The sequence below is a fragment of the Streptomyces sp. DT2A-34 genome, assembly GCF_030499515.1.
Lineage (GTDB): Bacteria > Actinomycetota > Actinomycetes > Streptomycetales > Streptomycetaceae > Streptomyces.
Genome location: NZ_JASTWJ010000001.1, coordinates 1,287,812 through 1,300,503 on the forward strand (window position 1 = coordinate 1,287,812; position 12,692 = coordinate 1,300,503).

General features: G+C 71.3%; 12 protein-coding genes and 1 pseudogene. 6 read left to right on the forward strand and 7 right to left on the reverse strand.

Features of this window, described 5'->3' with window-relative positions:
* Positions 1–137: 137 nt before the first annotated feature.
* Complete coding sequence (locus tag QQM39_RS05545; RefSeq protein WP_301995498.1) at positions 138–2,804, forward strand: cellulose binding domain-containing protein; 2,667 nt, start codon at positions 138–140, stop codon at positions 2,802–2,804.
* Between the two features lie 49 nt (positions 2,805–2,853).
* Here QQM39_RS05545 and QQM39_RS05550 read toward each other — a convergent pair whose 3' ends face one another.
* Genes QQM39_RS05550 through QQM39_RS05560 form a run of 3 tightly spaced genes read right to left on the reverse strand, consistent with a single transcriptional unit; the run spans position 2,854 to position 6,032 of the window.
* The gene (locus QQM39_RS05550) at positions 2,854–3,114 is read right to left on the reverse strand and encodes a hypothetical protein (RefSeq protein WP_301995499.1); all 261 of its coding nucleotides are present in this window, start codon (positions 3,112–3,114) and stop codon (positions 2,854–2,856) included.
* 52 nt (positions 3,115–3,166) lie between these two features.
* Positions 3,167–5,041, reverse strand: a complete 1,875-nt coding sequence (locus QQM39_RS05555; RefSeq protein WP_301995500.1) for a rhamnogalacturonan lyase — start codon at positions 5,039–5,041, stop codon at positions 3,167–3,169.
* Between the two features lie 40 nt (positions 5,042–5,081).
* Positions 5,082–6,032 (reverse strand): YafY family protein, encoded by a 951-nt coding sequence (locus tag QQM39_RS05560; protein WP_301995501.1) that lies wholly within the window; start codon positions 6,030–6,032, stop codon positions 5,082–5,084.
* A gap of 39 nt (positions 6,033–6,071) precedes the next feature.
* Here QQM39_RS05560 and QQM39_RS05565 point away from each other — a divergent pair, with 39 nt between their 5' ends.
* On the forward strand, positions 6,072–6,569 hold the full coding sequence (locus QQM39_RS05565) for a hypothetical protein (RefSeq protein ID WP_301995502.1): 498 nt from the start codon (positions 6,072–6,074) through the stop codon (positions 6,567–6,569).
* On the forward strand, positions 6,566–7,042 hold the full coding sequence (locus QQM39_RS05570; protein WP_301995503.1) for a hypothetical protein: 477 nt from the start codon (positions 6,566–6,568) through the stop codon (positions 7,040–7,042). Before QQM39_RS05565 ends, QQM39_RS05570 begins: the two co-directional genes overlap by 4 nt.
* On the opposite strand, the gene QQM39_RS05575 is transcribed toward QQM39_RS05570, so the two are convergent.
* The 3 genes and pseudogenes from QQM39_RS05575 to QQM39_RS05585 form a co-directional block, all read right to left on the reverse strand.
* Positions 7,011–7,754, reverse strand: coding sequence for a class I SAM-dependent methyltransferase (locus tag QQM39_RS05575; RefSeq protein WP_301995504.1), 744 nt, complete (start codon positions 7,752–7,754; stop codon positions 7,011–7,013). The genes QQM39_RS05570 and QQM39_RS05575 overlap by 32 nt on opposite strands.
* Positions 7,755–7,759: 5 nt before the next feature.
* Entirely contained in the window at positions 7,760–8,062 is a 303-nt protein-coding gene (locus QQM39_RS05580) for a 4a-hydroxytetrahydrobiopterin dehydratase (protein WP_301995505.1), read from the reverse strand.
* A gap of 101 nt (positions 8,063–8,163) precedes the next feature.
* Positions 8,164–9,205 (reverse strand): annotated as a pseudogene (locus tag QQM39_RS05585) (ADP-ribosylglycohydrolase family protein).
* A 42-nt stretch (positions 9,206–9,247) separates the two neighbouring features.
* Between QQM39_RS05585 and QQM39_RS05590 the strand changes: the two are divergent.
* A complete protein-coding gene (locus QQM39_RS05590) occupies positions 9,248–10,078 on the forward strand; it encodes a helix-turn-helix domain-containing protein (protein WP_301995506.1) in 831 nt (276 codons plus the stop codon).
* On the opposite strand, the gene QQM39_RS05595 is transcribed toward QQM39_RS05590, so the two are convergent.
* Positions 10,060–10,485, reverse strand: coding sequence for a hypothetical protein (locus QQM39_RS05595; protein ID WP_301995507.1), 426 nt, complete (start codon positions 10,483–10,485; stop codon positions 10,060–10,062). The two genes, QQM39_RS05590 and QQM39_RS05595, sit on opposite strands and share 19 nt — an antisense overlap.
* Positions 10,486–10,808: 323 nt before the next feature.
* Between QQM39_RS05595 and QQM39_RS05600 the strand changes: the two genes are divergently transcribed.
* A complete protein-coding gene (locus QQM39_RS05600) occupies positions 10,809–11,672 on the forward strand; it encodes a helix-turn-helix transcriptional regulator (protein WP_301995508.1) in 864 nt (287 codons plus the stop codon).
* 148 nt (positions 11,673–11,820) lie between these two features.
* Positions 11,821–12,636: an SAM-dependent methyltransferase gene (locus QQM39_RS05605; RefSeq protein WP_301995509.1), complete on the forward strand. Its 816-nt coding sequence runs from the start codon at positions 11,821–11,823 to the stop codon at positions 12,634–12,636.
* Positions 12,637–12,692 lie beyond the last annotated feature (56 nt).

Consider the following 12,692-nt stretch of genomic DNA (forward strand, 5'->3'; position numbering starts at 1 on the left):
CGTTTCCTCGGAACCGCTTGAAAGCTCCGCGTACGTGGTCTCGTCACCTGACGGCGAGGCCGAACCGCCGGGCGGCCCCCTCCCGCACTGGGGGCCGCCCGGTCGTCGCGCGTTCCTCTCCAAGGAAGGACCCCACCGTGCGAAGAACCCGCATCCTCACCGCCGCGCTGGCCCTCGCGGCCGGGCTGCTCGCGGGCACCCCGCCCGCGCTGGCCGCCGACGCCGCGAAGGACGTGTCGATCAGCGCCGACACCTACGCCTGGAAGAACGCCCGCATCGACGGCGGGGGTTTCGTCCCCGGCATCGTCTTCAACCGGACCGAGAAGAACCTCGCCTACGCCCGCACCGACATCGGCGGCGCCTACCGCTGGCAGGAGTCGACGAAGACGTGGACGCCGCTGCTGGACTCGGTCGGCTGGGACGACTGGGGGCACACGGGTGTGGTGAGCATGGCGTCCGACTCCGTGGACCCGGACAAGGTGTACGCGGCGGTCGGGACGTACACCAACAGCTGGGACCCGAAGAACGGCGCGGTCATGCGCTCCTCCGACCGCGGCGCCGGCTGGCAGAAGACCGACCTGCCGTTCAAGCTGGGCGGCAACATGCCGGGCCGCGGCATGGGTGAGCGGCTGGCGGTCGACCCGAACAAGAACAGCGTGCTGTATCTGGGCGCCCCCAGCGGCAAGGGGCTGTGGCGCTCGACCGACTCCGGGGTGAGCTGGTCGCAGGTGGGGAACTTCCCCAACGTCGGTAACTACGTGCAGGATCCGAGCGACACGAGCGGGTACGCCGGCGACAACCAGGGGATCGTCTGGGTCACCTTCGACGAGTCCACGGGGACGTCCGGGAACGCGACGAAGACGATCTACGTCGGGGTGGCCGACAAGGACAACGCGGTGTACCGGTCGACGGACGCGGGCGCGACCTGGTCGCGGGTCGCCGGGCAGCCGACGGGATACCTGGCCCACAAGGGCGTGCTGGACGCGACGAACGGCTACCTCTACCTCGCCTACAGCGACAAGGGCGGGCCGTACGACGGCGGCAAGGGCCGGCTGTGGCGGTACGCGACGGCGAGCGGCACCTGGACGGACATCAGCCCGGTCGCCGAGGCCGACACGTACTACGGCTTCGCCGGCCTGACCGTCGACCGGCAGAAGCCCGGCACGGTGATGGCGACGGCGTACAGCTCCTGGTGGCCGGACACGCAGATCTTCCGCTCGACGGACAGCGGCGGCACCTGGACGAAGGCCTGGGACTACACGTCGCATCCCAACCGCGCCAACCGCTACACGATGGACGTCTCGTCGTCGCCGTGGCTGACCTGGGGCGCGAACCCGTCGCCGCCCGAGCAGACGCCGAAGCTGGGGTGGATGACGGAGGCGCTGGAGATCGACCCGTTCGACTCGAACCGGATGATGTACGGGACGGGCGCGACGATCTACGGCACCGAGGATCTGACGAAGTGGGACAGCGGAAGTCAGTTCACCATCAAACCGATGGTGCAGGGCCTGGAGGAGACGGCCGTCAACGACCTCGCCTCTCCCTCGTCGGGCGCCCCGCTCCTGAGCGCCCTCGGTGACATCGGCGGCTTCCGGCACACGGACCTCACCAAAGTGCCGTCGATGATGTTCACGCAGCCGAACTTCACCACGACGACGAGCCTGGACTACGCCGAGTCCAACCCCGACACGGTCGTCCGGGTCGGCAATCTCGACTCCGGCCCGCACATCGCGTTCTCGACGGACAACGGCGCCAACTGGTTTGCGGGGACGGACCCTTCGGGCGTCAGCGAGGGCGGCACCGTGGCCGCGGCGGCGGACGGCAGCCGGTTCGTGTGGAGCCCCGCCGGTACGGGGGTGCAGTACACGACGGGCTTCGGCAACTCCTGGTCGGCCTCCAGCGGCATTCCGGCGGGGGCGATCGTCGAGTCGGACCGGGTCGACCCGAAGGTCTTCTACGGCTTCAAGTCCGGGAAGTTCTACGTCAGTACGGACGGCGGGGCGACCTTCACCGCATCATCGGCGACGGGCTTGCCGAGCGGTGACAGCGTCCGCTTCAAGGCGCTGCCCGGGGTGAAGGGGGACGTGTGGCTGGCGGGGGGTGCGACGGACGGGGCGTACGGGCTGTGGCACTCGACCGACGGCGGCACGAGCTTCACGAAGCTCTCGAACGTCGAGCAGGCCGACACGATCGGCTTCGGCAAGGCGGCGACGGGAGCGTCGTACCAGACGCTGTACACCAGCGCGAAGATCGGCGGCGTACGCGGCATCTTCCGGTCGACGGACAAGGGCGCGACCTGGACCCGTATCAACGACGACGCCCACCAGTGGGGTTGGACCGGGGCGGCGATCACGGGTGATCCGCGCGTGTACGGCCGGGTGTACGTCTCGACGAACGGCCGGGGCGTCATCTACGGCGACACGTCCGACACCGGTGGCGGAGACGGCGGCGGTGGCGGAACCGATCCCACCCCGACGCCGACCGGCGCCTGCGCGGTGACGTACAAGGTCACCAGCCAGTGGTCGGGCGGTTTCCAGGCGGACGTACAGCTGTCCAACACCGGTTCAAGTGCCTGGAGCGGCTGGTCGCTCGGCTGGTCCTTCACGGACGGTCAGCAGATCACGCAGCTGTGGAACGCCGAGCGCACCCAGTCTGGCTCGGCGGTGACCGCGAAGAACGTCGGCTGGAACGGCAACGTGGCGGCCGGTGCGTCCGTGAGCTTCGGGTTCACGGGAAGCTGGTCGGGGGCGAACGCGAAGCCCACCGCGTTCAAGCTGGGCGACCAGAGCTGCACGGTGAGTTGAGCGAGCCCGAGGGCGCGGGCCGGCGACGGCACGCGCCCTCTGTGCTCCGCTACAGCGTCCACTCCCCGAACTGCTGGCCCTGGTCGTCGGTCATCTTCGCCCCGTTCACGGGAGCGTCGGAGTAGACCTTGGTGCCGGTGTTGACGAGCTGGAACTGCACGCCGATCCACCGGTTGCCGGACTCGGGGGCGAAGAACTCGTCGCTGGACTTGGCGTTGTCGACGACCTTGGCGACGTCGGGCGCGGCGCTGCTCTTCTCGGCGGCGGGCTCCTTGGCGTTGCCGCTGTCGGCCTGGGGCGCGCGAAGCAACCTGGCAGCCCGTCACTACGTCCGGGCTGCCAGGTCGGGCGAGTCGGTCAGCTCAGGGCGTGTACACCGTCGGCCGGGGCGCCGTCGGCATGCCGTTGCCGATGAAGAAGCTCGGGTGCGGGGGCTGGTTGTAGGCCGTGTTCTGCCATGCCAGGGCCGTACGGTACATCGGGTCGTGGAGCAGGGTCGTGATCTTCGTGCTCGTTTCGTACGGCGTCGAGTAGATCCTGAGCGCGGTGTTGCCGCTGGTGCGCCAGATGACCTCCTCGCGCCAGTCGCCGAGGATGTCGCCGGAGAGGACGGGTGTGGCCTTCGTGCCGTTGTTGGAGGAGACACCGGAGCCGGTCAGCAGGCGGGTGTCGGAGGAGGTGCCGTACTTGTCGATGCGGGTGCCGTCGAGGAGTTCGCGGACGGGGTCGCCGTCCCACCAGGACAGGAAGTTGATGCTGGACGGCTCCCGGCCGAGGGAGCCCCCGGTCGCCGAGCGCAGAGTGGTGTCCGAGGCGGACCAGGACTCGGCGCCCGCGCTGCCGGCGTAGATGTCACCGGCGACGCCGCGGCCGTTGTCGGCGCCCGAGGCCGTCTGCCACAGGATCGAGCCGGTGCGCGCGTCGGCCATCCAGGAGCCGGGCTTGCTGGAGTCCTCCGAGACCTTGAAGTACTCCAGGCCCGCGCGGGACGGGTTGAGGTCCCCGACGTGGCCCGCGTCGCCGTGGCCCAGTTTCGTGGTCCACAGCCCCCAGCCGTTGTCGTCCACGGTCATGGCGCCGTACACGATCTCGTCCTTGCCGTCGGCGTCGACGTCCGCGACGGACAGGCTGTGGTTGCCCTGACCGTCGTAGCCCTGGCCGTTGTTGGTGGAGGAGTTGGTGTCGAAGGTCCAGCGGCGGGTGAAGGTGCCGTTCCGCCAGTCCCAGGCGGCGATGACCGTGCGGGTGTAGTAGCCGCGGGCCATGATGAGGGAGGGACGGGCGCCGTCCAGGTAGGCGGTTCCGGCCAGGAACCGGTCGACCCGGTTGCCGTACGAGTCGCCCCACGAGGACACCGTGCCCCGGGCCGGCACGTAGTCGACCGTCCCCATCGCCTTGCCGGTCTGCCCGTTGAACATGGTCAGGTACTCGGGCCCGGAGAGGATGTAGCCGCTCGCATTGCGGTGGTCGGCGGACGAACTGCCGATCACCGCGCCGGTGCCGTCCCGCGTACCGTCGGCCGTCTTCATGGCGACCTCGGCCTTGCGGTCGCCGTCGTAGTCGTACACCTGGAACTGCGTGTAGTGGGCGCCGGAGCGGATGTTGCGGCCCAGGTCGATGCGCCACAGCCGGGTGCCGTCGAGCTTGATGCCGTCGACGATGGTGTTGCCGGTGTAGCCGGACTGGGAGTTGTCCTTGGCGTTGGTGGGCTGCCACTTGAGGACGATGTCGAGGGCGCCGTCGCCGTCGAGGTCGCCGACGGAGGCGTCGTTGGCCTCGTAGGTGTACGCCACCCCGTCGGGGGTCGTCCCGCCTGCGGGCGGGCTGATCGGGACGTCCTTGTACCCCGTGCGGAACTGGACGGCGTGCACGGAGTCGCCCTGCTCGACGCCGTTCACGATCGCGCGGACCCTGTAGTCGGCCTGTTCGGGGGCGCCGGAGTGGAAGTAGTTCGTGGAGCCGGTGATCGGGGTCGGGTTGACCTTCGTACCGGCCCGGTAGACGTTGAAGGAGACGTCGTTCGGGTCGGTGCCCAGCCAGCGCCAGCTGACCAGGTTGCCGCCGGCCGTGTGGACGCTGACCACGCCCCGGTCGAGGGCCTCGACCTGGCGGGCGGTGGCGGCCTCGGCAGTGCCGGCGCCGTTCAGCGTGGTGAGTCCGGCGGCGACCAGGGCGGCCACGGCGAAGGTCGCGGAGAGGGCGGTTCGGCGTCTACGGTGCTTGCGCGGGTGCTGCACGTGACGTACCTCCTCGGGAGGACGGACGGGTTCCGTTCCCTCAGTCGCCGCCGCGCGCCCTCAAGTTGCCGTATCTTGCGGCCAGTTCGGCCACCGTCCGGGCGATCTTCGCGCGCAGTTCCGGCGGTTCGAGCACCTCGACGCCGGAGCCCAGACGCAGGAACTCGGCGTGGGCGTGGTCGACGGACTCGATGGGGACGGTGACCCGGGTCCAGCCGTCCGCCTCGGTGCGGGGGTTGGCGGCGCGGTCGAGGGTCACGCCGGGCGCCAGCCGGACCACCGCCTCGCCGGGGCGGAGCCGGTCGAGGAAGTCCCGCTGGTACGCCGCCCAGTAGGCGGCCAGGTCGAAGTCCTCGGGGCGGGTGAACTCCTCTTCGGCAGCGGCGAGTTGGAGGATCTGGTCGACGCGGTACGTACGCGGGCCGGGGCCCGCGACGACGTACCAGCGACCCGCCTTGAGGACGAGTCCGTACGGCTCCAGGCGGCGCTCCACGTCGGTGGGTTCACGCCAGCGGCGGTACAGGACGTGCAGGACGCGGCTGTTCCAGACGGCGTCGGCCACCGCGGGGAGGTACGGCGTCTCGTCGGCGTCGGCGTACCAGCCGGGTGCGTCGAGGTGGAAGCGGCCGCTGATCCGGTCGGCGTGGGGGCGCAGTTCCCGCGGCAGGGCGGCGCGGACCTTGAGCTGGGCGGCGGCCAGGACGGAGCCGAGGCCCAGCTGGGCGGCGGGGCCGGGGGCTCCGGCGAGGAAGAGGGCCTCGGCCTCGTCGGCGGTGAGTCCGGTGAGGCGGGTGCGGTAGCCGTCGAGGAGGCGGTAGCCACCGGCGTGGCCCGCGTCGCCGTACAGCGGGACGCCGGCGGCGCTCAGCGCCTCGACGTCCCGGTAGACCGTGCGCACCGACACCTCCAGTTCCTCGGCGAGTTGGGCGGCGGTCATCCGGCCGCGGGTCTGGAGCAGCAGGAGGATGGAGACGAGTCGGCTGGACTTCACTGACACATGGTGTCAGTGAAGGGCTCCTAGCGTGCCGTCATGGCCTTCACGGAGAAACCGGCCTTCGCCGAGAAACTGCTGACCGTGCCCCCGCCGATCGAGGTGGCAGGGCGTTGGATCAAGCGCTACCACGTCACCGCCGACCCCGCGGGCATCGCGCCCGAGGTGGAGAAGGCGGCGTACGAGACCCTGCCGGACCTGCTACCGGAGCCGGACGGCACCCCGCCCGCGACGTTCGTGGTCCTGCACCGGGGCGGCGACGACGGCGCCTACCTGAACGCCTACAGCTGGGTGTGGGACAACGTCCTGCACTTCAAGGGCGCGGCGGCGGGCCAGCCGGTGCTGGGCTGCCCCGACCACGATCCGACCCACTTCGTCACGCCCGACCTGCCGTGGATCGGCTGCGTCTGGGAACTCCCGCCGATCCTGCACGAACGGGACGCCTGGGTGCGGCACCTGCTCGCGCCCGAAGTCCCGGACCTCAAGGCCTACTTGGCCGACTCCCTGCCCCCAGGAACCACTGGAGACCGCGCATGAGCAGCCCGCACGACTTCGACTTCTTCCACGGCGAGTGGGAGGTCCTCAACCGCCGCCGCACCGACTTCCTCGACCCGGACAGCGGCTGGGAGGAATTCCCGGCGACCAGCCACTGCCGGCCGTTGTTCGACGGGGCCGCCAATGTCGACGAGATCGACATGCCGTACCTGGGCTCGAAGGGGCTGACATTGCGCCTGTTCGACCGGGAGACCGAGCGCTGGTCGCTGAACTGGTCCTCCAGCGGCAGCGGCAAGCTGTTCCCGCCGGTCATCGGCCGGTTCGAGGGCGACCACGGGGAGTTCTACGGCGACGACACTCACGACGCGAAGGACGTGCGGGTGCGGTTCGTCTGGTCGGGCGTATCCGCCGGCTCGGCCCGCTGGGAGCAGGCGTTCTCCGTCGACGGCGGGGAGACCTGGCTGACCAACTGGGTCATGGACTTCACTCGGGCTTCCGATACGCCCGGAGGCTGAACACCGGGTCCGGCCGGGGTCGGTCCTGGTCCGGCAGTCCCGCCAGCCGGGCGGCGAACTCGTCGGCGAGCGCGCCGCCGGGCGGCAGGGCGACGAACCAGCCCCGGCGCAGGTCGGCGACCGTACGGCGGGGGCTGCGTCCCTGGCCGCGGCCGGTGAAGCGGGCCTGCCCGGCCGGGACCAGGCCGTGGTCGAGGGCGTACGACTCGACGAGCGCCGCCTCGTCCCGGGCCGGGCGGCGCGGGCGGGAGGCCAGCACGGCATCGATGTCACTGCCCACGTTGTGCGCGGCGGCCTTGTCGACCGTGGTGATGTACACCCCGCCGGGCCGCAGCACCCGGGCGCACTCACCGACGATGGTCCGCACGTCCTCGTCGGTCTGCGCCAGGTGGAGCAGCCACACGCTGCTGACGGCGTCGAACCGGCCGTCCCGCAGCGGCAGCCGGCGGCTGTCGGCGAGCAGGACGGCGCCGGGCAGGCGGGCGGCGGCCTGCCGGGCCATGCCGGGCGCGAGGTCGACACCGGTCACGCACAGGCCGTCCCGGGCGGCGGCGAGCCGACGCGTCACGATGCCGGTGCCGCAGGCGACGTCGAGCAGGCGCCGGGTCCCGTCCGGCAGGAGCCCCAGCACCGCCTCGGCCGCGGCCGCCGCCCGGGGCTCGCCGCCGCGCGAGGCGTCGTACCGCTCCGCTTCCTTGTCGTAGTCCAGCACGCCCGTCAGTGTGCCCCGTGGCCGGGAGCGAGATCCTCGATTTTCCGGGCGAGGGCGAAGTCCCGCTCGGTCACCGCGCTCACGGTGTGGGTGTTCACGGTGACGGACACCGTGTTGTAGCCGAGGGTGAGGTCGGAGTGGTGGTCGAGCTCCTCCTGGACCTGGGCGATGTGCACGACCATCGCCGTGGCCGCGAAGTGCGAGGGGAGCCGGTAGGAGCGGGCGATGCGGTCGCCGTCCAGTGACCAGCCCGGCAGCTCCGCGAGCCGGTCCTCGATCTCCTTCTGCGACAGCGGTTCGAGGGGCATGGCCTCGCTCCTTCCTGAACGGGAGGGTTGCGGGAGGGGTCGTCTTCAGCCGGCCACAGCCGGGGTGTGCGGCGGCCCTGGTCAGACGGGTTCCCCGATGGTCAGCGGCGGACACCTTCGGCCGCCAGGTCGTCGGCGAGCGCGGCGATCTGCGCCCGGCCCTCGACGCGTTCCAGCCAGTCGTGCGGGAGGCCCAGGTCGCCGTACCGGGCGCCCAGCAGGTTTCCGCAGACGGAGCCGGTGGAGTCGCTGTCGCCCGAGTGGTTGACGGACAGCAGCAGGGCGTCCCGCACGGAGGGGGTGACGAGCGCGCGGTACACGCCGATGGCGCGGGCCTGCTCGGCGACCCAGCCCTCCCCCAGGGACTCGCCCTTCTCGGCGGTGGGTGAGCCCTGCTCGGCCAGGTCGACGGCCTCGGTGAGCGCGGCCGAGGTCTCCTCGTGGCCGGGGTGGCGGCGCAGCAGCCGTAGTGTGCGCAGGACCGCGCCTTCCAGGGAGTCGCCCGCGACGAGGTGCGCCACGATCGCGGCCTGGGGGTCCCCCCTTCTGGGGGAGCGCCCGCCGCGCAGTAGCCGGTGGGGTGACCGTGGGTGATCTGGGCGGCGCGGGCGGCCATGGCGAAGGCTCCGTCGGCGGTGTTCATCAGGCCGAAGGGTGCCGAGCGCATCACCGCGCCGCAGCCCTTGGAGTCGGGGTTGACCTCGCCCGGCTTGCCATCGAGCGCGAGCAGCGGGTCGGGGGCGTACAGCCATGCCTGGGTGATGAGCCCGCCCTCGGGGGCACCGCTCTGCGGCGGTGCGGCGTGCTCCGGGCCGGGGTGGCGCTGGGTCTCCAGCCGGCGTTCGTACGCCCAGCGCACCAGGACGGCCCAGCCACCGCCCATGCCCCTGAGCCGCTCCCGCTGGTGGGCCTGGATGAGCGCCTCGGCGGTGAAAGGGTCATCTGCGTGTCGTCGCTGATGCGGGCCACGTCGCTGTCACCGGCGAAGAGGAGTCCCGTGACCCCGCGGTCACCGTTGGCGGCACGGATCCGTTCCAAGGAGCTGAACTCGATCGGATAGCCGAGGGCGTCACCGAGGGCACCGCCCAGCAGACAGCCACGTACTCGGGCCCGGTACACGGCCTCGTCCGCCAGAGACGACATCCACGGCTTCATTCCACGCGCTACTCGACTACGGTCGTATTCATGACCATTGTCCCGTCGGGCGCTGCCACGCCTGCCACTACCCCCGCCGAGCAGGGCGTCGGCCCCCTGCTACGGGCCTGGCGGGTGCAACGGCGCGTCAGTCAGCTGGAGTTGGCGCTGCGGGCCGACTCCTCGGCGCGGCACATCAGCTTCATCGAGACGGGCCGTTCGCGGCCGAGCGAGGAGATGGTGCTGCGGCTGGCCGAGCACCTGGAGGTGCCGGTGCGCGAGCGCAACGCGCTGCTGCTGGCGGCCGGCTACGCCCCGCGCTACCCGGAGACCCCGCTGGACGATCCCGCACTGGACGCCGTCCGCGCGGGCATGGAGCAGCTGATCCAGGGCTACGAGCCCTACCCGGCCCTCGTGGTCGACGCGATGTACAACGTCCACGCGGCCAACCGGGGCGTCCTGATGCTGCTCGACGGCATCCCCGAACACCTTCTCGCGCCCCCGCTGAACGCGATGCGTCTGACCCTGCACCCGGAGGGTCTCGCGCCGCGCATCCGCAACCTGCGCGAGTGGCGCGGGCATCTGCTCGCCCAGATGGACCGGCAGATCGCGCTGCACCGCTCCGAGCCGCTGCGCCGGCTGTACGAGGAGGTGGCGGCGTACCCGGTGCCGGACGAGGCGTCGGACGCCGAACCCGCCGAGCCCGTCCCGTACTTCGCGCTGCCGATGCAGGTCGAGCACGAGGGCCGGGTCCTGTCCTTCATCTCCTCCATCTCGACCTTCAACACCCCCATGGACGTGACCGTCGCCGAGCTGGCCATCGAAACGCTCCTCCCGGCCGACCCGGCGACGGTCAAGTACCTTCAGTCGCTGATGTCCTGACGGCCCTTCAGTGCCGCGTACTGCAACCCGGCGAACCCGGCCACGGTGAGCGCCTGGAGCACGGTCCACACCGCGCCCGCCGTGGTCGGCGTCAGCCACACCAGGAGGGCCACGAGGCTCAGCACCGCCCAGGCGAGGTTGGCCTCGATCACGGCCCGCACCGGGAACGCGGCGGGGCGGGCACGGGAGGCGAGCAGGCCGACGGCGGCGGCGTAGACGGTGAGGAAGGCACCGAGTGCGAGCAGCAGCGCCCTGTCGACTCCGAGCAGCCGCCCCAGCGGACCGGACGCGACGAGATAGGCGAGCCCGTTCGCCCCGGTCACCACCGCGTCCAGGGCCAGGAATCGGCGCAGCACGGTCTGCGGGTCGGAGGTCCGGGCGAGCGAGGCGAGCGAGGTGGCGGACATGACGAATCACCCTCCGTCGAGGTCGAGTTGCGGTGCCGGACCCGGATCCCGGGACGGAGTGCGCCGTCCCGGGACTCGGTACCTTCACGATCCCGCGGATGGGCAGACGGGTCGATTACCCGCAAGGTAATGCGGTCGGCTGTTCGGCCGACGTGCGGGCAACGCCCTCCAGGGGCGCGGATCCGTATCGATATGCGGCTCCGCCGCGTGGGCGCGACCAGCCCCCAAGAACCCGCAGACCGCATACAACAGTGGCCACCCCATGGGCACCCGGAGCATGGCACACTGCCTCCGTACTTTCGGCCCGTAGGGGAGGGTGTGGCGTGAGTGAGCGGCGACCGGCCCCCACCGTGGGCCAGGTGGTGCTCGGCAAGCGCCTGCAGGAGCTGCGCGAGGCGGCCGGCCTGGGCCGTGACGAGGCCGCACGGGTCCTGCGGGTGGCCGCGGCGACCGTACGCCGCATGGAGACCGCCGAGGTCGCGCTGAAGATCCCGTACGTGCAGGTGCTGCTGGAGACGTACGGGGTGCCCGAGGAGGACGCGGCCGCGTTCGTCGCCCTGGCCGAGGAGGCCAACCTGCCGGGCTGGTGGCAGCGGTTCCACGACGTGCTGCCGGACTGGTTCAGCCTGTACGTCAGTCTGGAGGGCGCCGCCCGCATCATCCGCTCCTACGAGCCGCACTTCGTGCCCGGTCTGCTGCAGACGGAGGAGTACGCGCGTGCCGTGATGGAGGCGGGGACGATCGGGCAGACGGGGCCGGAGACCATCGAGCGGCATGTGGCGCTGCGCATGGCGCGGCAGCGGCTGCTGGAGCGCCCGGACCCGCCCCACCTGTGGGTGATCATGGACGAGACGGTGCTGCGGCGCCCGGTGAGCGTCCGCGGCGAGGTGATGCGCGACCAGGTGGACAAGCTCCTGGAGTTCGCCGAGCGCGACCGGGTCACCCTGCAGATCGCCGAGTTCGCCTCCGGCCCGCACCCGGGGACATACGCCCCCTTCACGCTGTTCCGCTTCGCCGAGCCCGAGCTGCCCGACATGGTCTACACCGAGTACCTGACCGGCGCCCTGTATCTCGACTCCCGCAAGGAGGTCGCCGCGCATCTGGAGGTCCTGGACCACATGTCGACGGCCGCCGCGTCGGCCGAGCGCACGAAGAAGATCCTGCGGGAGCATCGCGAGGACTTCTGACGCGAGAACTCCTGACGCGAGGACTCCTGAGCGGCGCACGCCCCGATCCTCCCGGTCCTTCACGGCAACCTTCGCGCCCCGTGCGGCGACTTCCGAGTGACTCCCCCAGCTCCGTTCCGAGATCCGAGACCCGAGGAGAACACACCGCATGACCGGATCCAAGGCCGAGCCCACCCGCGTCGACACCAGCCGACCGCATCCGGCCCGCGTCTACGACTGGTGGCTGGGCGGCAAGGACAACTACCCGGTGGACGAGGAGCTGGCCCGGAAGATCCTCGCCGTGGACGGCACGGTCCTGCGCGGGGCGCGTGCCAACCGCCGGTTCATGCACCGGGCCGTGCGCACCGCCGCCGAGGCCGGGATACGCCAGTTCCTGGACATCGGCACCGGCATCCCCACCGAGCCCAACCTGCACCAGGTGGCACAGGGCGTCACCCCTCAGTCCAAGGTCGTCTACGCGGACAACGACCCGATCGTGCTGCGGCACGCGCAGGCGCTGCTGCACGGCACCCCCGAGGGCAGCACCGACTACGTGCACGCCGATGTGCGCGACGTCGATGCCCTGCTGGGCCGGGCGGGCGAGTCGCTGGACTTCGCCGAGCCGGTCGCGCTGTCGCTGGTCGCGCTGACCCACTACCTGGGCGACGATCCGGACGGCGACGACGTGTACGGCCTGCTGGGGAAGTACGTTGCCGCGCTCGCCCCGGGCAGCTATCTGATCCTGTCCCAGGTCACCCCGGACCTCAGCCCGGAGGCCATCGAGAACGCGGCGAACCAGTTCCGGCGCAGCGGCACCCCCTTCTTCCCCCGGTCGCTGGCCGAGTTCTCCCGCTTCTTCGACGGCCTGGAACTGCTCGGCCCCGGCGTCATCCCCGTCCACGGCTGGCGTCCGGAGCCGGCGGACGTGGCGGCCCAGGCGGAGGGCATCGTGCCGGTGTACGCGGGGGTCGCCCGCAAGAACTGACCCGTACGGCTGCCGTGAAGGGGTGCGCTCCCGCGCCTCGCCCTAGGTTCGGGACC